This window comes from Glycomyces sp. NPDC046736 (genome assembly GCF_040645615.1).
Taxonomy (GTDB): Bacteria; Actinomycetota; Actinomycetes; order Mycobacteriales; family Micromonosporaceae; genus Glycomyces.
In genome coordinates, this window is record NZ_JBEYYO010000003.1 from 190131 (window position 1) to 211525 (window position 21395).

The following is a 21395-nucleotide window of genomic DNA, read 5'->3' on the forward strand; positions in this document are numbered from 1 at the left end:
TCGGGCTCCGATCGGGTCGCTGAATCGACGCCGACCAGACTTCCCGGCACACCGGCGCCAACGTTAGTCGACGCTACGCGATCTGTAAAGACGAGGAAGCCGGTCCGGTGTGGACCGTCAGGACTCCCGACAGTCGGGGCACAGGCCCCGGTAGGTGACCGACGCACGCGTGACGGCGAAGCCGTGCCGCTCGTCGCCGGGGAGCCAGTCGAGGGGGTCGCCGACGGTGTGCACGTCTTTCATCTGGCCGCAGCCTTCGCAGATGAGGTGGTGGTGCTCGTGGTCGGCGTTGGGGTCGTAGCGTTTGGAGCGGCCTTCGAGGTTGAGTTCGAGGACCTCGCCGAGGGCGACCATCTCGTTGAGGGTGTTGTAGACCGTGGCGCGGGAGAGTTCGGGCATGCGCTCGCAGGCGCGTTCGAGGATCTCGTCGGCGGTGAAGTGCACGTGGGAGCCTTCGAGGGTCTCGGCGATGACGCGGCGCTGCGGGGTGATGCGCCAGTTGTGGCGGCGAAGGCGGGTAACGAGGTCGCTCATGCTGTTCTCTCACGCGGTCGGGGAGTGAAAAACCACTCTAGCAGGACAAACACCGTGGTACCACTTACACGGGACTGGATCTTTGTTTAGACAGAGTCTAAGCTAGGATCGTGTCGAGTACCAGGGTTCCGCGAGCGGGAACCGCAGATGCCAGGAAAGGCCGAAGCATGAGCGAGCAGTTCGACAACACCGCGGGGCCGCTGACCACCGAGTCCGGCGCTCCCGTGTCCGACAACAACCAGAGCGAGGCCGCCGGCGTCGGCGGGCCCCTGCTCATCCAGGACCAGGTGCTCCTGGAGAAGCTGGCGCACTTCAACCGCGAGCGCATCCCCGAGCGGGTCGTCCACGCCCGCGGCGCCGGCGCCTACGGCACGTTCACCGCGACCGCCGACGTCAGCGCGTACACCCGCGCGAAGTTCCTCCAGGTGGGCAAGGAGACCGAGACCTTCCTGCGCTTCTCCACCGTGGCCGGGAACCTCGGCGCGGCCGACGCGGTGCGCGACCCCCGCGGCTTCGCCCTCAAGTTCTACACCGAGGACGGCAACTACGACCTCGTCGGGAACAACACCCCGGTGTTCTTCATCCGCGACGCGATCAAGTTCCCCGACTTCATCCACACCCAGAAGAGGGACCCGTACACCGGTTCGCAGGAGGCCGACAACGTGTGGGACTTCTGGGGCCTGTCCCCCGAGTCCACCCACCAGGTCACCTGGCTGTTCGGCGACCGCGGCATCCCCGCGTCCTACCGCCACATGGACGGCTTCGGCTCCCACACCTACCAGTGGGTCAACGAGGCCGGCGAGCAGTTCTGGGTCAAGTACCACTTCAAGACCGACCAGGGCATCAAGACGCTGACCTCCGAGGAGGCCGACGTCCTCGCCGGGACCGACCCCGACTCCCACCAGCGCGACCTGCGCGAGTCGATCGAACGCGGCGAGTTCCCGTCCTGGACCGTCCAGGTGCAGATCATGCCCGCCGCCGAGGCCGCGACCTACAAGTTCAACCCGTTCGACCTCACCAAGGTGTGGCTCAACGAGGACTACCCGCGCATCACCATCGGCAAGCTGGAGCTCAACCGCAACCCGGAGAACATCTTCGCCGAGGTCGAGCAGTCGATCTTCTCCCCCGCGCACTTCGTGCCGGGCATCGGGCCCAGCCCCGACAAGATGCTCCAGGGCCGCCTGTTCGCCTACGGCGACGCGCACCGCTACCGGGTGGGCGCCAACGCCGACCACCTGCCGGTCAACCGCCCGCACGCCACCGAGGCGCGCAACGGCAACCGCGACGGCTACTACTACGACGGCCGCCACGGCGGGCAGAAGAACTACGAGCCGAACTCCTTCGGCGGCCCGTACCAGTCCGGCCAGCCCCTGTGGGCCCCGGTCCAGGTCACCGGTGCCACCGGCGAGTGGGAGACGCCCAAGCACGAGCTCGACGACGACTACGTGCAGGCCGGGTACCTCTACCGCCTCATGAGCGAGGACGAGAAGGAGCGCCTGATCGCCAACCTCGCCGGGTTCATCGCCAAGGTCAGCCGCGACGACATCGCCGAGCGCGCCATCGCCAACTTCGCGAAGGCCGACGAGGACTACGGCAAGCGCCTCGCGGTCGCCGTGGCCGAACTGCGCGCCTGACCCACCGACGCCGAGCGCGGCGCGGACCCGACTTAGCCGCCGGGGTTCGCGCCGCACCGGGCCAAGGCACTCGTCGGCCCCCTGTCTGAAGGAACACCGACGAGCGCCGACTCGCGGCCGGGTCTGAAGGGCTTTCCCGGCCGCGAGCGACAACGGACCGGCCCCGCACAGCGGGGCCGGTCCGTTCGCGTTCGCGCGGCTCCTACTCCTCCAGGACCCGCCCGCACTCGCCGCATTCGGGGGGCTTCTGGCGCGGGACCTCCACGAACTCCTCGGCCACGATCCAGAGCTTCCAGCGGTCGGGAGCCTCTCGCAGCACCGTGATCGAGGTGATGTCGTCGCGGCTGGGGCGCTCCAAGCCCCACATGATGTCCAACGGGGCCTTGTGCTTCGCCAACTTGACCTCGCGGCCCTTGAGGTAGTAGCCCGCCCGCGAGTACACCAACTGGTCCTGGTCGCCGTGCTCCTTGGGGGCCGGTTCGCGGCTGCGGCCGTTGAGGAACGCGTGGTACTCGGTGTGCAACTGCCGTGCGATCTGCTGGAGCGGCACGGACGAATAGGCCTTGACCCACCGGTTCGCGGGCTGGTTCTTCCACTTGGTCAGACGGGCCGAGATCTCCGCGTACGAGATCTTCTCCCCCTTCGCGCGCCATTCGCGCTGGAACACCGACAACGACCAGTTGTACACGGCCCGAACCGCTTCGAGCGTCTCCTCCAGGTTCCGGCGCTGCTGCTCATCGGGGTCGAACGTATACTCGTACCCGCGTTTCACCAAGTGGGTCATAGGCTTCGTCAAGTCCATGACCTGTTGATATCAGACGATTACGCACCGCCACGTGTTCCTCACCTCATCGGCGTGTCGACCAGCCGGGCGGCAAGTAACTTGGCCTGGTGCCCTTCGACATCGACCCCGGCCTGTTCGCGCTGCTCATCGCCGCGGCGATCTTCGCCGGATGGATCGACGCGGTCGTCGGCGGCGGCGGACTCGTGCAACTCCCCGCACTCCTGGTGGCCTTCCCCACAGCGCCCCCGGCACTGATGCTGGGCACCAACAAGATGGCCTCGGTCTTCGGCACCACCACCTCGGCGATCACCTACGCCCGCAAGATCAAACTCGACCACCGGCTCCTGTGGCCCACCGTCGGCCTCGCGCTCCTGGGCTCGGGAGCCGGAGCGATCGCCGCCCTCGCGGTCTCGGCGGGAGCGCTCAAACCGATCATCATCGCGGTCCTGCTCGCGGTGCTCGTCCTCGTGGTGGCCAAGCCGCAACTCGGCCTCACCCCCCAGCCGCAACTGCGGACCGGGCTGCGCGGCGCGGCCGTGATGCTCATGTGCGGCATCGCGATCGCGTTCTACGACGGCATGATCGGCCCCGGCACCGGCATCTTCCTCTCGGTCGCCTTCACCACGATCCTCGGCCTCGACTACGTCTCGGCCGCCGCCCACACCAAGGTCGTCAACGCCGCCACCAACTTCGGGGCGCTCGTCGTCTTCGGCCTCCAAGGCAACATCTGGTGGCTGCTGGGCCTGGTCATGGGCCTGTGCTGCATGGCCGGAGCATGGTTCGGGGCGCGCACCGCGATCGCGCGCGGCACCCGCTTCGTGCGGATCGTGCTCGTGATCGTGGTCGTCGCGCTCCTGGCCCGCCTGGGCTGGGACGTGTGGAGCGCCCGGTTACGGGTTGATCGCCAAGAACAGGTAGGCGGCCAAGAGCGCCAGGTGCACCCCGCCCTGGAGGCGCGTCGCACGGCCGGGGACCACGGTCAGGACGCTCACCACCAAGGTCAGGCCCAGCAACACGATCTGGGTCGAGCCCAGGCCCAGCAGCAGCGGCCCGTCCATGAAGAACGAGGCGATCGCGATCGCCGGGATCGTCAGACCGATCGAGGCCATCGCCGAGCCGTACCCGAGATTGATCGAGGTCTGGAGGCGCCCGCGACCGGCCGCGCGCACCGCCGCGATCGACTCGGGCAGCAGCACCAGCAGCGCGATCGCCACACCGACCGACGAGGCCGGGAAGCCCGCCGCGTCCACACCCGCCTTGATCGCCGGGGACTCGACCTTCGCCAAGCCCACCACCCCGACCAGCGCGACCATGAGCATCGCAAGGCTCAGCAGCGCGGTCTTGCCGCTGGGCGGGTCGGCGTGCTCCTCTTCCTTGACGACCCCGGTCGAGGTCACCGGCAGGAAGAAGTCGCGGTGGCGGCCGGTCTGGGTGAACACGAACAGGCCGTACAGCACGATCGAGGCCAGCGCCGCGAACATGAGCTGCGAGGTGGAGAACACCGGGCCGATCTCGCTGGTGGTGAAGGTCGGCAGGACCAGGCACAGGGTCGCGAGGGTCGCGACGGTGGCCAGGGCCGCGCCGGAGCCTTCGGGGTTGAAGTGCGTGAACCCGAACTTGAGCGCGCCGACGAGCAGCGCGATGCCGATGATGCCGTTGGTGGTGATCATGACGGCCGCGAACACGGTGTCCCGGGCCAGGGTCTCGGCGTCGTGGCCGCCCGAGGCCATCACGGTGAGGATCAGCGCGACCTCGATGACGGTGACGGCGACGGCCAGGACGAGCGAGCCGTAGGGTTCGCCCACGCGGTGGGCCACGACCTCGGCGTGGTGGACGGCAGCGAGCACGGTCGCGATGAGCGCGGCGGCCGCGATGGCGACCATGACCGGGCCCGAGTGCCTTCCCCACGTCACGGCGAGGACGATCATGCCCACGATCGGTGCGATGACGGTCCAGGACAACAGCGGGGATCGTTTCGCGGCACTCATGTGCGAAATCCTGTCACGAGGCGGTCGCAGTGTCTCCGGGGCCACACCCGCGGAATGTGACGTGACACAATCGTGCTGTCCCCTGTGCCCTGTTCGAGGCCGTTGCGGGTGTCGTGCACGGGTGCGCGGGAGTGGATAGAGTCGTGTGATGGCGAGCACGAGCGGCGAGGCCGCGGCTGAGGCGGAGACGATTCCCGAGACGGCGGCCCGGCTGCGGGCCCATTTCGCGACGGGCCGGACCAAGCCGATCCCGTGGCGGCTGGAGCAGTTGAAGGGCCTGGACCGGATGCTGCGGGAGGCCGGGGACGAGCTGGCCGACGCGCTGCGCGCCGACCTGGGCAAGGCCGCGCCCGAATCGTTCCTCTCCGAGATCGACTTCGTGGCCGCCGAAGTGCGGTCGCTGCGCAAGCACCTGCGGTCGTGGCTGCGGCCCAAGCGGGTCTACACGCCGCCGCACCTGCAACCCGCGCGCGCCTACATCCTGCGCGAGCCCCTGGGGCTGGTGACGGTGATCGGGCCGTTCAACTATCCGGTGCAGTTGCTGCTCGCGCCGCTGGCTGGGGCGCTGGCCTGCGGAAACGCGGTGATGGTGAAGCCGAGCGAGGCGGCGAACACGACGGCGGTGGTGCTGGGGCGGCTCATCAGGCAGTACCTGGACCCGGACGCGGTGGCGGTGGTGCAGGGCGGTCCGGCGCAGACCGCGGCGCTGTTGGAGGAGCGGGTGGACCACATCTTCTTCACCGGTTCGCCGCGCGTGGGGAAGATCGTGGCGAAGGCGGCGGCCGAGCACCTGACCCCGGTGACGCTGGAGCTGGGCGGGAAGAGCCCGGCGATCGTGGAGCCGGGCGCGGACCTGGCCGCGGCGGCGCGGCGGATCGCGTGGGCGAAGTTCATGAACGCCGGGCAGACGTGCATCGCGCCCGACTACGTGATCGCCGTCGGCGGCACCGGCCCTGAGCTGGAGCGCGAGCTGGCCGAAGCGGTGCGGGAGATGTACGGGCACGCTCCGGCCGAGAGCCCGGATTACGGGCGGATCATCGACGAGCGCTCGTTCGAGCGCCTGGCGCGGTTCCTCGGCGAGGGACGGCTGGTGTGCGGGGGCGGGCACAACCGCGACGAGCGGTACATCGCGCCGACGGTGCTGGCGGACGTGTCGGAGAAGGACGCGGTGATGGGCGAGGAGGTGTTCGGGCCGGTGCTGCCGATCGTGGCGCTGGAGACCTTGGACGAGGCGATCGCGTTCGTGAACGAGCGGGAGAAGCCTTTGGCGCTGTACGCGTTCACCGGTTCGGACCTGTCTCGGCGCAAGCTCTTGACGCGCACCTCGTCGGGGGCGGTGGGGTTCAACGTGGCGATGGCGCACATCGACGTGCCGGGGCTGCCGTTCGGCGGGGTCGGGCACTCGGGTCTGGGCGCCTACCACGGGAAGGCGTCGATCGAGACGTTCAGCCACGCGAAGTCGGTGCTGGAGAAGCCGCTCGCGCCGGACACGCTGCGGGTGGTGTACCCGCCGTTCACGGCGGTGAAGGAGCAGGTGCTGCGGCGCTTGCGGTAATGCCCTGCGAAGTGGGCACTCACGCCCGAATCATATAGGATAACTGGCTCCCGGCGAGGTGGGCGCCCACGCGGCGCAGCAGTGAGAACAGCTGCGCGCGTTCGCCCCCGTCGAGCGGGGCGAGGATGTGCTCGTTGACGCCTTCGAGCACGGCGTCGATCTCGGCGAGGCGTCCCCGGCCCGCTTCGGTGATGGTGATGACGTTGCGGCGCTTGTCTTCGGGGTCGGGAGCGCGGGTGATCCAGCCGCCCGTTTCGAGGTCGTTGAGGACGGCCACGAGGTCGCTGCGGAAGATGCGGGTGCGGTCGGCCAGGGCGGCCTGGCTGGCCGGGCCGGTCTCGTCGAGCACGGCGAGGACCACGAAATGGGCCTTGTGGGCCCCGATCGAGGCGAGCGCGTCGGCGGCGGTGCGGCTCATCAGGGTGCTCGTCATGCCCGCGAGGCGCGATATCTGGCGCCTCAGACGCTCGGGGCCCTCGCCGTCGTAGTCGAACCGCAGTTCACCGGTGGTCTCCATGCGGTCATCCTACCCGTTTGCGTTAGTGAGACTAACGATGTAGATTCGTTAGCGATATAAACGTTAGTTTCACTAACGACATGAAGGAGACCGTCATGACCACCGAACACCTGCTCCGCGAGCTCGCCGACCGCGCCGAGCTGACCGACCTCGTGGCCCGCCACGGCCGCTGGATCGACGAGGGCCGCTGGGACGAGACCGACCAGATCTTCACTCCCGACGTGACCACGCGCTCCCCGCGCGGCGAGGCGCACGGCTTCGACGAACTGCTCGCGCTCGTGAGGCGCGGCCACGACAGGTTCGAGCGGACCGTCCACTTCAAGTCCAACCTCGTCATCGACCTCGACGGCGACACCGCCTCGGTGCGGATCAACGACCTGGCCGTGTTCGTCGTCGACGACGCGAACGTGTCGTTCGCGGCCGGAACCGCCCGGTACGAGGCCCGCCACACCGAGAACGGTTGGCGCTTCAGCAGTCTGGAGATCGCCCCCGCCACGCTGACCGAATCCGTGGCGCGGGCCGACATCGCGGCCGTGGTCGCCTCGGCGGACCGGTCCTGAAGCGCCGGAAGGCGAAAGACGCAAAACGGGCCCTGGCCGACGTTTCCGCCGACCAGGGCCCATACCCCTCGAAGACAAGCTTGGCATGAGCGTAGCAAACGACTTGCGCGCGCTATGCCAGGGCCACCCGGGTCCAGATACTCACGCTCCCAACAGAATTCACCGTCCTCTGAGTTTTGTTGTGTCCACTCAGGACTAGGAATTGTTAACGGGAGGTTTCGGTGAATGCGACCGGGTCTGTACATGATAGGCTCCCGTCGGTTATATTGTGCCTCTTAGCAGTCACATTTCCGTCCCTTCAGGGACATCGCGCCGTGAGGACCCCTGCATGCGACGAATGGTGCTCAATGCGGCGCTCGGCCGCACCACCAGGGCCCGGCGCGATCCCGAACGGGCCCTGGCGAACTGGCGCACCAGTGCGGAGGAGATCGCGGCGGCGGCCGACATCGAGCCCGACACCGACGACAACGCGTTCAGTGCCGAACTCGGCTTCCTCCTCCAATGCCTCGCTCGCGTCCCCGACCTCACCCCCGTCGGTTGGAACCTCCGCCTCGAAGACGCCGAACTGCGCTATGAGAACCGCTTGCGCGTCAAGTGGATCCACGCCAACAACCCTCTAGTGGCCGCCGAGCCGGTGGACCGGCCCGTGTTCATCGTGGGCCTCCCGCGCACCGCGACCGCTCTGGTGCACCGGCTGCTCTCGCGCACCGAAGGCCATCGGGGCCCGCTCCTGTGGGAGCTCCAGCGCACCGGGCTGGACCACGACCCGCTCAGCGCCGACCGGGCCCGCGAGGCCGTCGCCCGCCGCTCCGAGGCCCTCAGGCGGCTCTCGCCCGCATACGATTCGATCCAGCCCGTGCATGCCGAGCAACCCGGCGAGTCCTCGGCCGTCATGTGGCGCACCTATCTCCCGCTCGCGTGCGCTCCGATGCAGGAGTACCGGACCTGGCTCGAACAGACAGACCCGATCGACGACTACACGTATCTTCGGCAAGTACTCCAGGTACTCCAATATGGACGACCGCGCAAGCGCTGGATCCTGCGCTTCCCCGGGCACGTGGCCCATCTCGACGTCATCCGCCAGGTGTTCCCGCAGGCGAGCTTCGTGTGGATGCACCGCGACCCCGCCACCGCGCTCGCCTCGTTCTGCTCCCTCGCCGAAGCCCTGACCACGCTGCACTGCAAGGCGATCGACCCCAAATGGATCGGCCGGACCTGGCTGGGCATCCTCGCCGACGCCATCGCGCGCGGGCGCAAGCACCGCAGAGCCCTGCCCGAGAGCGCGGTAGTCGACGTCAGCTACCACCGGCTCGTCTCCGACCCCCACCGCTTCGTCCCGCAGGTCTACGAGCGCCTCGGCGCGGCCTGGGCCTACGAGGACCAGGCCGGGCTCAACGACCTCATCGGCCCCGCCGGTCGCGAGAGCGCCCACCAGTACTCGCTGGAGCGGTACGGCCTCAGCGCGGGCGAGGTCGAAGCGGCGTTCGACGACGCTTTAGAGGTACTGCCAGCAGATCGTGTACGAGTGGATCGGGAAGTCGTAGGACTCCCAGGTGTTCCAGCCGTGGTTGCCGCAGAACGAGGACGCCCAGGCCTCGTCGGTCCGGCCGGTCACGTAGATGTTCGAGTCGGCGCAGTCGGCGAACGTGTACGTCGTGTCGTCCGACTCCGGATCGCCGTCCATGTAGAGGCAGTTGTCCATCGTGGCGTAGCCCGCGTCGTCGGGGTAGATGAACGACATGCACAGCATCACGTCCAGATAGGACTCTGAAGTGGTGTACCCCATGTAGTGGTTGTAGTACGTGTCCTCGGTGCAGGCACCCGAGTCGGTCACGCCCGGCAGCCGCTCCAGGACCCTGAACGCCCCTGTCTGGCAGTCGGTCACCCACCACGGCGAGTCGTCCTCGGCCGGGCCGAACACGCACTCGCCGGGCTGCGCGTGATAGGCGTCCCCGAGCGGATGCTGATAACTCAGGCACAGCACCAGGTCGCCCGCCGGGTAGGACACGGCGAGGTCGGCGAGCGTGACCGAGTCGCAAGAGGACAGATCCGAGGAGCCCGGGTAGAGGTCCACCACCTCGAAGCTGCCGTCGTCGCAGCCCCAGGACTCTTCGAGGTCGGGCGTGGTCTCGGTGCCGTAGTTGAAGAAGCAGTCGCCCACGACCGCTTCGGCGATCGGGTCCGGCTCGACCTCCTCAGTGGACGTGTAGTCGTCGTCATCCCAGTCCGCCGACTCCGACGAGCCGGTGCTGTCGTCGCCGGCCTCCTTCTTGTCGTCATCGCCGCCGCCCATGTTCACCGCGAGAAGCACCCCGGCGATGAGCACCACCACCGCGACCCCGATACCCACGAACAGGCCCGTCCGGTCCTTCTGCGGCGCAGGCGGAAGCACACCGCCCGGCATCTGCGCGTAGGGGCCCGGCGGGCCGTAGCCGGGCGGGCCGTAGGGACCGGGAGCACCTGCGGGGCCCGAGACGGGCACGGGCGAGTACGGCGCGTAGGCGGGGCTGGCCTGGTAGGGGCTCGCGCCCGGGTAGGCCACCGTGTCGGGGGCCGGGCCCTCGGCCGCGACGAGGCCGGGGCCGTAGGCGACCACGGTCCGGTCGGGGCGCACCATCGTGCTCCACCCCACCGCGCGGGCCAGGTCGGCGACCTCGGCCCGCTGGCGCTCCTCGACCGCGGCCACGGCGGGCGGCCAGGGGCCGGCGAGCGGCTCGCCGATGCGGGCCACGAGGTCGACCGCGGAGATCCGCTGCGCGGGGTCCTTGCGCAGGCACTGCTCCACCAAGGGGCGCAGGCCTTCGGGGACGGCGGTGAGGTCGGGCTCGTTGTTGACGACGCGGTTCATGATCTCGAACAGCGCTTCGGCGTCGAAGGGGTTCGTGCCGGTGCAGGCGGTGATCACGGTGGCGGCCAGCGAGAACAGGTCCGAGGGCGGTCCGACCTCGCGGCCGGTGATCTGCTCGGGCGACATGTACGCGGGGGCGCCGACGAGCGCGCCGGTCTCGGTGATGGTGCTCGATTCGCCCCCGGCCGCAGGGGCACGGGCGATGCCGAAGTCGATGAGCCGCACCCCGTCCTCGGTGAGGATCACATTGGACGGTTTGAGGTCGCGGTGCACCACGCCGTAGGAGTGGATCTCGGCGAGCGCGGAGGCCAGGCCGTGCATGAGGCGGCGCGCGGCGGCCTCGTCGAGGGGTCCGTTCGCGGCCACGGCCTCGGCGAGCGTGGGCCCGTGGAAGAACTCCGAGGCGAGCCAGGGTTCGGGGGCGTTCTCGTCGGAGGCGACCACGGCGGCCGTCCACCGGCTCGCGGCGACCTCGCGGGAGGTGAGAACCTCCCGGCGGAACCTGACGTGGAACTGCGAGTCGTGCAGCAGGTGCGGGCGCATGACCTTGAGCGCGACCAGCTTCCCGTCGGCTGCGGTCGCGAGCAGCACCCGGCCCATCCCGCCCTCGCCGATCTCGGCGAGCACGCGATACGGCCCGATCTCCCTCGGCTCCTCTGCACGGAGAGGTCTCATGCTGCGGCTCCCTTCGGTCCCTGCCGACTCGCAACACTAGGACCATCCGTCACGACTCCATCATGACCGCGGCCCACAACCCTCAGGAGAGGTCGACGCTGAGAATTGCCTCTCCGGGGCCGTCGAGCGTGAAACCTGCGGTCCGCCCTTCGCAGGTGACGCGGTAGTCGCCGTGGAAACCGTTGAAGCGCACGCGTCCAGCGTCGTCGGCGATCGTGGTTTCGTCGGTGCCCCACTCCTCGTTGACGAGGGCGTGGAGGCGATCAAAGGAGGGTTTCGGGGTGCCGTCGGCGCGGAGGAACCCGCCGGGGGCGCCGAGCCAGCCGCCGTCGGACATGCCCCAGTAGGTGGCCGCCTCCACGGAAGGGTGGGAGAGCAGGGTCCGGTAGTGGCGTTCGATCTCGTCGGCTTGGCGTGCTTCGCCTTCGGGGGTGGTGGGCCAGGAGTCGACCTGGTGGTCGTTGAGGTCGACGATCTCGGCGGGCATGATCTCGCCGGACACGATCGTGGTCTCGGTGAAGTGGATCGGGAGGCCGTAGCGGGCGAAGCGGTCGAGGATCGCGAGGGTCTTCTCCTCGCCCCAGTAGCCCTGGTGCATATGGCTTTGCAGGCCGAGCGCGTCGATCCTGATCCCGGCTTCGAGGACGCCTTCGATGAGGCATTCGTAGGCGGCGGACATGTCGAAGTCGTTGAGCAGCAGCACCGCGTTCGGGTTCGCCTCGCGGGCGGCGTCGAAGACCATGCGCACCATGGGGATGCGCCCGATGTCGCGGCACAGGCGGGTGATGCCGTTGTCGTACTTGTCGAAGATCGGCATGATCACGACCTCGTTGATGACGTCCCACATGTCGATGACGCCCGCGAATCCGGAGACCTCGCGCTCGATCCGCGCGACCTGCGCGGCGGCGATGTCGGCGTTGTCGAGGTCGAGCAGCCAGTCCGCGGTGACGGTGTGCCAGGCGAGCGGGTGGCCTTTGACGGGGTGTCCGCGCTCGGCGAACCACCTGGCGGTGCGCAGCAGCCGCTCGGTGGCGGGGTTGCCGCGCTCGGGTTCGAAACGGCCCCAGTAGAAGGGCAGGGTCGCGAAGTTGAACAGGCCGTCCCAGCGGGCGGCGAGGCGCTCGTCCCGGTCGGGGTCGGTCGAGTCCCCGTTGGCGTAGGCCTCGAATTCGAAGCCGGTGCAGCCGAACAGGAACTTGTGCCGAACCTGCTCGATGCGGACCTCCCGCCCAGCAAGCGATTCGCCTGCGGCGGTAAGCGAAAGCACGGCATCGGAGGCGCGATGCGCACGGATGACACGGTCAAGATCTGCGGACATTTGAGGAGTGCCTTTCATCGGGGTCGGTGCAATTGCGCCACGGGGAGAGGGGTGCCCGAGGATGAAACGATCGAGCCCGAAGCGAACGCTCCAGGCCCGACCAAACTCACGAGGCCCTACCTGAAGACCTCGGCGATGCTGTCCGCGCTGACTGCACGGACCAGCCAGAACTGGAGCTGCCCGGACTCATCGCAGATCTCGATCCGCGCGCGGGTCGGCTCGTCCACCGTGAATCCCCGGGCCTTGAGGACCAGCATCAGCGCATTGCGCTCACCCCTGGACCAGCCGTCCACCCAGCCTTTGGCCTCAACGCGGTCGAGAAGGTTGCCACCAAACGATTTCTGATCTGACATGATGCTCGGACGCTCCTAGTCGAAGACTTCAGTGATGCTGTCAGCACTGGCGGCGCGAACCAGCCACGCCACGATCTGCTCGGTTTCATCGCAGGTATCGATCCGTGCACGGGTCGACTCGTCCACCGGAATCCCCCGGGCCTCGAGAACCGCCAACAGTGACTTGCGCTCGCCTCTTGCCTCACCTTTTGCTTCGATGCGGTCGAGGAGGTTGCTGCCGAATGAGGTTTCGTCTGACATGATGATTGCCTCCAGTCGCTGGCGCGCCTCCTCTGAAAGCGCATTGAGTGCAAATCGAGTGTACTTGTCCTGCTTATTTTGGTCGAGATTCGGCACCGCGGCGTAGTAGGCGCGCATGATTTCCTCGCCGTGTCGGCCCTCGCCGTGGGCGAGCAGAGAGTAGATCGTCATCTCGACCGACTCGCGAGCCCGCTCGGGATCGGTGATGACCGGGATCTGGTCGGGGCCGATGACGAGTGGGATCAGGACGAAGCCCGGGTGGCCGGTGTCCACGCCGTGGCGGACCCAGCGGGCGGTCTTCTCGTCCGGGCAGATGACGACGAGCGCCACCGGGCAGCGCAGGCGCGTCCGCGCCGAGATGAGGTAGTCGGGCCAGGAGTAGAGCTTCTCGGGATCCTCGGCGCGTTGGACTTCGAAGATGAGCGCGAAGACCGGGTCCTTCCCGGACAGGAACACTTCGAGGTTGTCGCAGTTGCGCTCAAGCGGCCTGTCGCAACGGGTCAGGGCTTCGGAGCCCGCCAGGATGTCGGTGTACTCGGGAAGCCGCTCGCCGAGCAGGCCGCAATACAGCTCGGTAGCGAGTTTCGGATTGGCCTGCAAGAGGCGCAACGGAATTTCGTGTTGGTATGTCACCACACGCATGAGGCTATGGATACACGAATCGACTTCCGGGGAACGACACTGTCACCTTTCCGACAGTGAACCAAAACACGGCACAATTTGCCCGATTTGTACGAAATAAAACAGGCCCAGAGCTTCTGCTCCAGGCCCGATTCCATGTCCAGTTCGGCGCTAACCGGTCAGTCTGCGCCGGGACTTGCGACCGGGAGCTCATATCCCTCGGCTGCCGAGAGCAGCCGCCGGTCGTAGGCGACGAACGCTTCCATCGCGGCATTGATCTCCAAGGCCGCGGCGAGGTGCAGCGCATCGAGCGACCGCAGACCCGATTCGTTGACGAGTCTCCCGGCGGCATCGCACAAACTCGGTGTGAGTCTGATCAGGGCAGTGTTGCCGAGCCAGTGTTCGGCGTCCTGCCACGCCTGTTCGTCGGCATTGGCGGCCAAAAGCGCGCGTCGCAGTTCGGTACGAGTTAGGTCGGAGGTGACGGGTCGGCCTTCGGCGTGCGCGGCCAGCCACTGATCGAGGTCCTCGGCGTGCTCCTCCTTCTTCAGGAAGAGCTTGACCGCTGCGCTGGTGTCGAAGTAGGTCCAGCGGATCATCGCTCGCCCTCATCCTCCCGCAGCGCCGTGAGCGCATCGGAGAGCGAAGCGCCTCCGACGCTTCGCGACTCGGGAGGAAAGTCGAGGAGCATCTGCCGGTTCGAGTACGGCTGCGTCAACGCGCGCGGGTCGAGAATCCCCGCCGCTATCGCCGCGTTGGTCTGTTCTTCAGCAGGATCGGGCGGGAGAATGCGAGCGACGACATGCCCATGTTTAGTGATGAGGATCTGGCCGCTCTCGCCGCTGGCGACACGTTCGAGCACTTCAGAGGTGTGGCGCTGCAATTCCTGAACGCTGATGCGTTCGGGCGCCTCGTCAGCGGCACTTGTGTGCTCGGCGGTTCGATCGGATTCCATGACAACCATGCTACGAGCATGACTGCCTTGGGACTGGGACTATTCACAACACGCCGTATTCGCCTGCGCCGTAACCGGAAACACGTCAGCGGCAAGCGGGGGTCCCGGAGCGAAGCTCCGGGACCCTCCCCTTGCCGTGTGCCGCTTTTCGTTTAACGGACGCCGTAGAGGTGTTCGAGGGCGAGTTGGTCCAGGGCCTCGAACGCCATACCCTTCGCCGCCAGGGCCGCGACGTCGACCTCAAGGTCCTTGACATCCGACCAGGTTTCACCCTCGGCCAGGGTCGGGACCGCGAGCTGGTCGACCCTTGCGGCCTTCAGCGCTGCCTGCACCTCGGGGTCGGCCCGGAACGCTTTGACCTTGTCCCTGAGGATCAGGTAGTTGCGCATACACGCCGCCGCCGACACCCACACGCCCCGATCGTCTTCGGTGCGCGGGGGCTTGAAATCGAAGTGGATCGGCCCCGTGTATTGGCCCTTCGCGATGCCCTCTTCGACCGCATCCACGGTCCAGAACGCCCCGCCGACATTCCCGGCACCGAACCTGAGGTCCTGGTCATACCGCGGACCGGTCTGGCCGTTCAAGTCGATGTGGTAGAGCTTCCCGTGCCACAGCGCTTGCCGGATCCCGGCCGCGTAGTCGAGCCCGGCCATCTCCTCATGCCCGATCTCGGGGTTAATCCCCACCAACTCCGGGCGTTCGAGTTCGTTGATGAACGCCAACGCGTGCCCGAGCGTCGGCAGGAGAATGTTGCCTCTGGGTTCGTTCGGCTTCGGCTCGATCGCGAACCGCAGGTCATACCCCTGCGAGACGACATACTCGCCCAGGACATCGAACGCTTCCTTCATCCTGGCCATCGCCGACTGGACATCCTTCGACCCACCCGACTCGGCGCCTTCACGGCCACCCCACGCGACATACACCTCAGCACCCAACTCGGCAGCCAGGTCGATGTTCCGCATCACCTTGCTGATGGCGAACCGGCGCACGTCCCGGTCGTTCGCGGTGAACCCGCCGTCTTTGAAGATCGGGTGGCTGAAGAGATTCGTCGTCGCGGTCGTGACCTTCAGACCCGTCTCATCCAGGGCTTTCCGGAACGCCCCGATCTTCGCGTCGCGTTCGGCTTCCGTGTCGTCGAAGTCGAACACGTCATTGTCGTGGAAGTTCACGCCGTACGCGCCGATCGCCGCCAGCTCACGCACCGCACGATCCGCACTCATCGGCGCCCGCGTCGCCGACCCGAACACATCCTGCGCCGCCCAACCCACCGTCCAAATCCCAAACGAGAACTTGTCTTCCGGAGTGGGCGTGTATTCGCTGCTCATGTGCTTGTTCCTTTCCTGCTTCAGTTCTCGGCGCTTCGGACGCCTGTGGTCATGACTCGCGCGCCTTCGACGGTGCGGAGGGCGCCCTCGATCGTGAACCTGCCCTGGAGCGGCAGGTCGGTGCTGGAGTGGCCCACGGCGACCGTGAAGGCGCCGGGTTCGACCACTCGGGTGCCGTCACGGCCGGTGAAGGACGTGCGGTCGGCGTGGAGGGTGAACGTGATTCGCTGGGACGCACCGGGTTCGAGCGCGACGCGGGTGAAGCCCGCGAGTTCGCGCACCGGGCGGGTCACCTGGGCGACCTCGTCGGTGAGGTAGAGCTGGACGACGTCCTCGCCGTGGCGGTCGCCGGTGTTGGTGACCGTGACCGCGATGTCGACCTCGCCGTCGTTGGGGATGGCGGTCGCGCTCAGTTCGATTGCGCTGTAGGCGAACTCGGTGTAGGAGCGGCCGTGGCCGAACGGGTAGAGCGGCCTGGGGTCGATGTTCGAGACGCCTTCGCTGTACTGGCCCAGCGGCGGGGCGAGGTAGGTGCCGGGCTGGCCGCCCGGGGTGCGCGGGACGCCCACGGGGAGGTGGCCGCTCGGGTTAATTCGTCCAGAAAGGACACCTGCGATGGCGGCGCCGCCCTCCTCGCCGGGCAGGAACGCCTGGACGACGGCCGCGCAGCGGTCGGCGTAGTCGCCGAGCGCGTAAGGTCGGCCCGAGACCACGACCAGGATCGTGGGGGTGCCGGTGGCGAGGACGGCCTCGACGAGCTCGGTCTGCGCGCCCGGGAGCGCGAGATCCGGTGCGTCGCAGCCTTCTCCGGAGGTGCCGCGCCCGAACAGGCTCGCGAGGTCGCCGACGGCGAGCACGCAGACCTCGGCTGCGGCGGCAGCGGCCACGGCGGCGGGGATGCCGGAGCGGTCGAGCTCGCGGATCGGCACGCCCTGCTCGTAGGACACCTCGGCGTCGGGCCATTCGGCGCTCAGGGCCTCTCGGAGCGTGGCGATCGGAATGCCGGTGCCGCGCGATTCGAAGCGGGAGAGCACGTGGTTGGGGAAGGAGTAGCAGCCGAGGAAGGTGCGGGCGTTGTCGGCGGTCGGGCCGATGAGGGCCAGTTTGCCGCCAGAGGAGGACGAGTCGAGCCCGTCCGCGTCTTCGCCGGAGGTCGTTCCGCCGCCTTGCGTGTTGGGCCACAACGGAAGCAAACCGTCGTTGTCGAGCAGGACCACCGACTTCTCGGCGATCTCGGCCGCGAGGGCTCGGTTCTCGGGGCTGTCGAGGTCCACGTCCGGGTTCGGAGCGGCCAGGTCGGGTTCGGCGTCGAGGAGGCCCAGTTCGGCCTTCTGCGTCAGGACCCGCCGCACCGCAGTATCCACAATGGCCTCGTCGAACTCGCCAGCGGCGATCTTGTCCGCCAGGCGCGCGTACGCGTCCGTCGTCGGCAGTTCCACGTCGATGCCCGCCGTGAGCGCCGCCGCGCCGGAGTCGACACGGGTCGCGGTCACGCGGTGCATCGTGTCCAGGAACGGAATCGCCCAATAGTCCGAGACCACGGTCCCGGTGAACCCCCACTGCTCGCGCAGCAGCTCGGTGAGCAGGTGCCGGTCGGCCGCGGCGGGCACACCGTCCACGTCCGAATAGGAGTTCATCACCGAGCGCGCCCCGCCAAGGCGCAGGGCCATTTCGAACGGCGGGAGGATCACGTCGGCGAACTCCCTGGGGCCCATCGGGACCGGCGCGTGGTTGCGCGCCGCCCGCGAGGCCGAGTACCCGGCGAAGTGCTTCAGCGTGGCCACGATCCCGGCCGCTTCGAGGCCGCGCACGTACGCGGCCCCGGTCAGGCCCACCAGGTACGGGTCCTCGCCCATCGTCTCTTCGACGCGGCCCCAACGGTAGTCGCGCACCACGTCCATCACCGGGGAGAGCCCCTGGTGGACCCCGACGGCGCGCATGTCGGCCCCGATGCGCGCGGCCATGCGCTCGACCAGGTCGGGCGCGAACGTCGCGGCCCACGCCAGCGAGGTCGGGTAGACCGTGGCCCCGAGCGTGGTGAACCCGGTCAGGCACTCCTCATGGGCGATCGCGGGGATCCCGAAGCGGCTGCGCGAGGCGATCTCGCGCTGCGCCTTCTCAAGGGCCGCAGCGCCTTCGGCGGCGTGGACCGGCTGGGTCCCGAACGCCCGGGTCAGGTGGCCCAGGCCGTGCGCCGAGGCCGCTTCGAGGGTCGCCGGGCCGCCGTCCATGGCGTCCTCCATCGGCGCGACCTCGCCGTCGCCCTCGTCCTCGTCGCGCGCGGGCCAGAAGCTGCCCAGCTGGGCCAGCTTCTCCTCGACCGTGAGCTCGGCGAGCAGGGCTTCGACCCGGGCCGCGATGGGCGCCTTCGGGTCCTGCCAGGATTCGACCATTGATGAGCCTTCTCTCGTTACTTCCCGAAACCGGCGGTCAGGCCGGAGACGAGCTGGCGGCGGGCGAGGATGTACGCGGCGAGCATCGGCAGCACCGACAGGACCACCGCGGCCAGGACCGCGGGCACGTCCACCCCGAACTGCCCCTGGAAGCTCCACAGCGACAACGGGAGCACCCGCGTCTCGGCGCTCTGGGTCAGCACCAGCGGGAACAGGAACCCGTTCCACACCTGGAGGGCCTGGTACACGCCCACGGTGGCGAGCGCGGGCCGCGAGAGCGGGACCACCAGGCGCAGCAGGATCTTCCACTCGGTCGCGCCGTCCATGCGCATGGACTCGTACAGCGACTCGGGGATCTCGCGCAGGAAGTTCGTCAGGATCAAGAGCGTCAGCGGGATGGCGAACGCGATCGACGGGAGGATCAGCGCGGCGAGCGTGTCGTACAGTCCGAGTTGGACGATGAGGTAGTACACGGGGATGATCGCGGCCTGGATCGGGATCGCGATCCCGAGCAGGGCCACGCGGAACAGGTTGGCGCCGAAGCGGTCCCGGCGGCGGACCACCACGTATGCGGCCATGATGGACACCGCGAGGGTGACCGCGACCGCCGAGGCGGTCACTACGACGCTGTTGAGGAAGAACCGCAGGAAGTCGTTCTCCAGCACGCGTTGGTACGCGCCGAGGCTCGGACTGCCGGGCCAGGCCAGCGGGTTCTCGGCGTAGTAGTCCTCGCGCGGGCGCAGGCTCGTGACGAAGATGTAGTAGATCGGCACGATAATGATCGCCAGCCAGAGCCAGGCGAAGGCCGCGCCGAGGACGTTGGGTCGATGTTCGCTCTGCTGCTTGGTCATGAGCCCTCCGACTGGCTTTCCATGCGGCTCGAACCGGTGAGCCGGTTGAGGCCCAGCGAGACCGCGAGGCCGACCACGACCAGGACGAGCGCGAGGACGCTGGCGCGGCCCATGTCGTAGGAGCGGAACCCGGTGAGGTACATGTCCAGTGGCAGGACGCGGGTCGCGTTGCCGGGTCCGCCGCCGGTGAGAACGAAGATCAGGTCGAAATAGGTCAGCGAGCCGACGGTCATGAGCGTCGTGGAAGTGACGATCGTGTACTTGAGCATCGGCAGCGTGATCCGGAAGAACTGCTGCGTCGGGCCCGCGCCGTCCATGCGCGAGGCCTCGTACAGCTCCTTGGGGATCTGCCGGGTCCCGGCCTGGTAGAGCAGGGTGTGGAACGGCACGAAGCACCACGCGATCACGAAGACCACCACGTAGAGCGCGAGGTCGGGGTCGCCGAGCCAGTTCTGGGCCAGCAGCGGCAGGTCCAGCGCCGAGCCCGCGCCGAAGTTCGGGTCGAGCAGCGCGGTGAACGTGATCGCCACGGCCGCGGAGGAGAACAGCAGCGGTACGAAGAACAGCGTGCCGAGCAATGCCCGGTACTTCTGCCGTCCGGCGAGGAACACGCCGAGCAGGAGGCTCACCGGGGCCTGGAACACGACACAGAGGACGGTGAGCTTCACGGTGAGCCACAGCGCGCCCCGCGACACCGGGTCGGCGGCGGCCGCCGTCCAGTTGTCGAACCCGGCCCACGTGATCGCCCCGAGCCCGTCCCAGTGGACCAGCGACAGCGCGGCGACGCCGAACAGCGGCACGATCGCGAAGACCCCGAACAGGATCAGCGCGGGCGCGGCCATCCAGCGGGAGGGCCCGCCCGGGCGCGCGCCGCGACGGCGCGCACCCCGGCGAACGGTGGCGGCGACGCTCACAGCGTGGCGTCCATCGCCGCGGCGAACTCCTCGGCGCTCAGCTCGCCGAGGAACAGCCGGCTGAGGTTGTTGAGCAGCTCCTGCGCCTGGGCGGCGGGGATCGCCTGGTCCCAGGACAGTTCGAAGTGGGCCGCGTCGCGGACCATGCCGTAGGTGAAGTCGAGGAACTCGGGGTCGTCCTGCTCGGCGATGAGGTCTTCGAGCCCGGCCACCGGCGGCACCGCGCCGATCGCGAACAGGGAGGCCAGGTGCTCGTCGTCGTAGACGGCCTCGGAGAGGTAGTCGGCGGCGGTGGCCTGGTCGTCCTCGGAGCCCGACGCCGAGACCGACCAGTAGTTGGCCGGGTTGCCGACGATGTTCGACGGGTCGCCCGCGCCGTCCTCGACGACCGGGAACGTGGAGAACCTGAGGCCCCCGCTGGCGACGAGATCCGGTGCGTTGGTGAGGAACTCGGGGTAGATCCACGAGCCCTGGAGGATCATGCCGGCCTTGCCGGTCGAGACCAGGGCGTGGTCGGCCCCGGCGTCGGCGACGACGGAGGCGAACCCGTCGCCGAAGGCCCCGGCGTCGACCAGCTCGGTGATCATCTGGGCGGCGCGGACCATGTCCGGGTGTGACCAGGCGCCCGCTTCGCCGTCGAGGACGCGCTGGAACGCGGCCTCGCCGCCGACGCGGTCGGCCAGGTAGGAGATCCACATCAGCTCGGGCCACACGCTCTGGCCCGCGAGGGCGATCGGCGTGACGTCTGCGGCCTTGAGCGCTTCCACGGCGGCGAGCAGCTCGGTCCAGGTGGTGGGGATCGAGGTTCCGGCGGCTTCGAGCACGTCGTTGTTGTGGTAGAGCACCACCGGCTGGGACTGGTTGTTCGGGACGGCGTAGACCTTCCCGTCGACCATCCCGACCTCGGCCACCGAGGGCAGGAGCCGGTCGGTGAGGGCGGCGGTGGACTCGGTGATGTCGGCGACCTGGTCGTTGGCGACGTAGTCGGCCAGGGTGGCCCCGGCCCAGCCGAAGATCAGGGTGGGGGCGTTGCCGGAGCCGACCGCGGTGCGGATCTTCTCCTTGTACGCGTCGTTGGCGAAGTACTCCGCGGTGATCTCGTTGTCCGGGTTGGCCTCGTTCCAGGCCTCGAAGGAGGCCCGCATGGCCTCTTCGGCGCCTCCGGTGAGCCCCCACGCGGTGGCGCCGTCGGCGCCCGCGCCGGGCTTGTTGCCGCAGGCGCCGAGGGCGGCCACGACGGGGACTGCGGCGCCGAGCGCCAGGACCGAGCGGCGGCGAGTTCCGAGCTCCATTGCTGGAATCCTTTCAGAAGTCCGGTCGAGGGACCGGA

At 68.4% G+C, this 21395-nt stretch carries 18 protein-coding genes and 2 pseudogenes; 5 read left to right on the forward strand and 15 right to left on the reverse strand.

Going from position 1 to position 21395, the window contains the following annotated elements; translation table 11 throughout:
• Window positions 1-117 precede the first annotated feature (117 nt).
• Window positions 118-534, reverse strand: a complete 417-nt coding sequence (locus AB0B28_RS04600) for a Fur family transcriptional regulator (RefSeq protein ID WP_360116430.1) — start codon at window positions 532-534, stop codon at window positions 118-120.
• A 167-nt stretch (window positions 535-701) separates the two neighbouring features.
• Here AB0B28_RS04600 and AB0B28_RS04605 point away from each other — a divergent pair, with 167 nt between their 5' ends.
• On the forward strand, window positions 702-2168 hold the full coding sequence (locus AB0B28_RS04605) for a catalase (RefSeq protein ID WP_360116433.1): 1467 nt from the start codon (window positions 702-704) through the stop codon (window positions 2166-2168).
• A 202-nt stretch (window positions 2169-2370) separates the two neighbouring features.
• Here AB0B28_RS04605 and AB0B28_RS04610 read toward each other — a convergent pair whose 3' ends face one another.
• A complete protein-coding gene (locus AB0B28_RS04610; protein ID WP_360116436.1) occupies window positions 2371-2970 on the reverse strand; it encodes a helix-turn-helix domain-containing protein in 600 nt (199 codons plus the stop codon).
• A 101-nt stretch (window positions 2971-3071) separates the two neighbouring features.
• Here AB0B28_RS04610 and AB0B28_RS04615 point away from each other — a divergent pair.
• A pseudogene (locus AB0B28_RS04615) lies at window positions 3072-3836 on the forward strand (TSUP family transporter); the annotation flags it as partial.
• A gap of 6 nt (window positions 3837-3842) precedes the next feature.
• Here AB0B28_RS04615 and AB0B28_RS04620 read toward each other — a convergent pair.
• Window positions 3843-4940 (reverse strand): ionic transporter y4hA, encoded by a 1098-nt coding sequence (locus AB0B28_RS04620; protein WP_360116439.1) that lies wholly within the window; start codon window positions 4938-4940, stop codon window positions 3843-3845.
• 148 nt (window positions 4941-5088) lie between these two features.
• On the opposite strand from AB0B28_RS04620, the gene AB0B28_RS04625 reads away from it, so the two are divergent.
• Window positions 5089-6495: an aldehyde dehydrogenase family protein gene (locus AB0B28_RS04625; protein WP_360116442.1), complete on the forward strand. Its 1407-nt coding sequence runs from the start codon at window positions 5089-5091 to the stop codon at window positions 6493-6495.
• Window positions 6496-6514: 19 nt separating this feature from the next.
• On the opposite strand, the gene AB0B28_RS04630 is transcribed toward AB0B28_RS04625, so the two are convergent.
• Window positions 6515-7012 (reverse strand): MarR family winged helix-turn-helix transcriptional regulator, encoded by a 498-nt coding sequence (locus AB0B28_RS04630; RefSeq protein WP_360116445.1) that lies wholly within the window; start codon window positions 7010-7012, stop codon window positions 6515-6517.
• Window positions 7013-7107: 95 nt separating this feature from the next.
• On the opposite strand from AB0B28_RS04630, the gene AB0B28_RS04635 reads away from it, so the two are divergent.
• Together AB0B28_RS04635 and AB0B28_RS04640 are read left to right on the forward strand one after the other, a co-directional pair.
• Window positions 7108-7572, forward strand: coding sequence for a nuclear transport factor 2 family protein (locus AB0B28_RS04635; RefSeq protein WP_360116448.1), 465 nt, complete (start codon window positions 7108-7110; stop codon window positions 7570-7572).
• Window positions 7573-7900: 328 nt separating this feature from the next.
• Complete coding sequence (locus tag AB0B28_RS04640) at window positions 7901-9343, forward strand: sulfotransferase (RefSeq protein WP_360116451.1); 1443 nt, start codon at window positions 7901-7903, stop codon at window positions 9341-9343.
• Between the two features lie 963 nt (window positions 9344-10306).
• Here AB0B28_RS04640 and AB0B28_RS04645 read toward each other — a convergent pair.
• The 11 genes and pseudogenes from AB0B28_RS04645 to AB0B28_RS04695 form a co-directional block, all read right to left on the reverse strand.
• A pseudogene (locus AB0B28_RS04645) lies at window positions 10307-11095 on the reverse strand (serine/threonine-protein kinase); the annotation flags it as partial.
• An 82-nt stretch (window positions 11096-11177) separates the two neighbouring features.
• Entirely contained in the window at window positions 11178-12362 is a 1185-nt protein-coding gene (locus AB0B28_RS04650) for an endo-1,4-beta-xylanase (RefSeq protein WP_360116454.1), read from the reverse strand.
• 167 nt (window positions 12363-12529) lie between these two features.
• On the reverse strand, window positions 12530-12766 hold the full coding sequence (locus AB0B28_RS04655; RefSeq protein ID WP_360116457.1) for a hypothetical protein: 237 nt from the start codon (window positions 12764-12766) through the stop codon (window positions 12530-12532).
• 15 nt (window positions 12767-12781) lie between these two features.
• A complete protein-coding gene (locus AB0B28_RS04660) occupies window positions 12782-13642 on the reverse strand; it encodes a hypothetical protein (RefSeq protein ID WP_360116460.1) in 861 nt (286 codons plus the stop codon).
• Between the two features lie 164 nt (window positions 13643-13806).
• On the reverse strand, window positions 13807-14226 hold the full coding sequence (locus AB0B28_RS04665; RefSeq protein WP_360116463.1) for a type II toxin-antitoxin system VapC family toxin: 420 nt from the start codon (window positions 14224-14226) through the stop codon (window positions 13807-13809).
• Window positions 14223-14582: a type II toxin-antitoxin system prevent-host-death family antitoxin gene (locus AB0B28_RS04670; protein ID WP_360116466.1), complete on the reverse strand. Its 360-nt coding sequence runs from the start codon at window positions 14580-14582 to the stop codon at window positions 14223-14225. The genes AB0B28_RS04665 and AB0B28_RS04670 overlap by 4 nt, the downstream gene beginning before the upstream one ends.
• Window positions 14583-14734: 152 nt before the next feature.
• The gene (xylA, locus tag AB0B28_RS04675; RefSeq protein WP_360116469.1) at window positions 14735-15907 is read right to left on the reverse strand and encodes a xylose isomerase; all 1173 of its coding nucleotides are present in this window, start codon (window positions 15905-15907) and stop codon (window positions 14735-14737) included.
• 20 nt (window positions 15908-15927) lie between these two features.
• Window positions 15928-18300, reverse strand: a complete 2373-nt coding sequence (locus AB0B28_RS04680; RefSeq protein ID WP_360116472.1) for a glycoside hydrolase family 3 N-terminal domain-containing protein — start codon at window positions 18298-18300, stop codon at window positions 15928-15930.
• A gap of 17 nt (window positions 18301-18317) precedes the next feature.
• Entirely contained in the window at window positions 18318-19151 is an 834-nt protein-coding gene (locus AB0B28_RS04685; protein ID WP_360116475.1) for a carbohydrate ABC transporter permease, read from the reverse strand.
• Window positions 19148-19993: a sugar ABC transporter permease gene (locus AB0B28_RS04690; RefSeq protein WP_360116931.1), complete on the reverse strand. Its 846-nt coding sequence runs from the start codon at window positions 19991-19993 to the stop codon at window positions 19148-19150. Before AB0B28_RS04690 ends, AB0B28_RS04685 begins: the two co-directional genes overlap by 4 nt.
• 68 nt (window positions 19994-20061) lie before the next feature.
• Window positions 20062-21357, reverse strand: a complete 1296-nt coding sequence (locus AB0B28_RS04695; RefSeq protein WP_360116478.1) for an extracellular solute-binding protein — start codon at window positions 21355-21357, stop codon at window positions 20062-20064.
• Window positions 21358-21395 lie beyond the last annotated feature (38 nt).

Bases quoted from the DNA above. Each gene is read 5' to 3' on its own strand.
- AB0B28_RS04640 (WP_360116451.1), top strand. From the start codon at position 7,901: ATGCGACGAATGGTGCTCAATGCGGCGCTCGGCCGCACCACCAGGGCC.
- AB0B28_RS04630 (WP_360116445.1), bottom strand. From the start codon at position 7,012: ATGGAGACCACCGGTGAACTGCGGTTCGACTACGACGGCGAGGGCCCC.
- AB0B28_RS04620 (WP_360116439.1), bottom strand. From the start codon at position 4,940: ATGAGTGCCGCGAAACGATCCCCGCTGTTGTCCTGGACCGTCATCGCA.
- AB0B28_RS04610 (WP_360116436.1), bottom strand. From the start codon at position 2,970: ATGGACTTGACGAAGCCTATGACCCACTTGGTGAAACGCGGGTACGAG.
- AB0B28_RS04680 (WP_360116472.1), bottom strand. From the start codon at position 18,300: ATGGTCGAATCCTGGCAGGACCCGAAGGCGCCCATCGCGGCCCGGGTC.
- AB0B28_RS04635 (WP_360116448.1), top strand. From the start codon at position 7,108: ATGACCACCGAACACCTGCTCCGCGAGCTCGCCGACCGCGCCGAGCTG.
- AB0B28_RS04690 (WP_360116931.1), bottom strand. From the start codon at position 19,993: ATGGCCGCGCCCGCGCTGATCCTGTTCGGGGTCTTCGCGATCGTGCCG.
- AB0B28_RS04695 (WP_360116478.1), bottom strand. From the start codon at position 21,357: ATGGAGCTCGGAACTCGCCGCCGCTCGGTCCTGGCGCTCGGCGCCGCA.
- AB0B28_RS04625 (WP_360116442.1), top strand. From the start codon at position 5,089: ATGGCGAGCACGAGCGGCGAGGCCGCGGCTGAGGCGGAGACGATTCCC.
- AB0B28_RS04605 (WP_360116433.1), top strand. From the start codon at position 702: ATGAGCGAGCAGTTCGACAACACCGCGGGGCCGCTGACCACCGAGTCC.
- AB0B28_RS04685 (WP_360116475.1), bottom strand. From the start codon at position 19,151: ATGACCAAGCAGCAGAGCGAACATCGACCCAACGTCCTCGGCGCGGCC.
- AB0B28_RS04665 (WP_360116463.1), bottom strand. From the start codon at position 14,226: ATGATCCGCTGGACCTACTTCGACACCAGCGCAGCGGTCAAGCTCTTC.
- xylA (WP_360116469.1), bottom strand. From the start codon at position 15,907: ATGAGCAGCGAATACACGCCCACTCCGGAAGACAAGTTCTCGTTTGGG.
- AB0B28_RS04655 (WP_360116457.1), bottom strand. From the start codon at position 12,766: ATGTCAGATCAGAAATCGTTTGGTGGCAACCTTCTCGACCGCGTTGAG.
- AB0B28_RS04670 (WP_360116466.1), bottom strand. From the start codon at position 14,582: ATGGAATCCGATCGAACCGCCGAGCACACAAGTGCCGCTGACGAGGCG.
- AB0B28_RS04600 (WP_360116430.1), bottom strand. From the start codon at position 534: ATGAGCGACCTCGTTACCCGCCTTCGCCGCCACAACTGGCGCATCACC.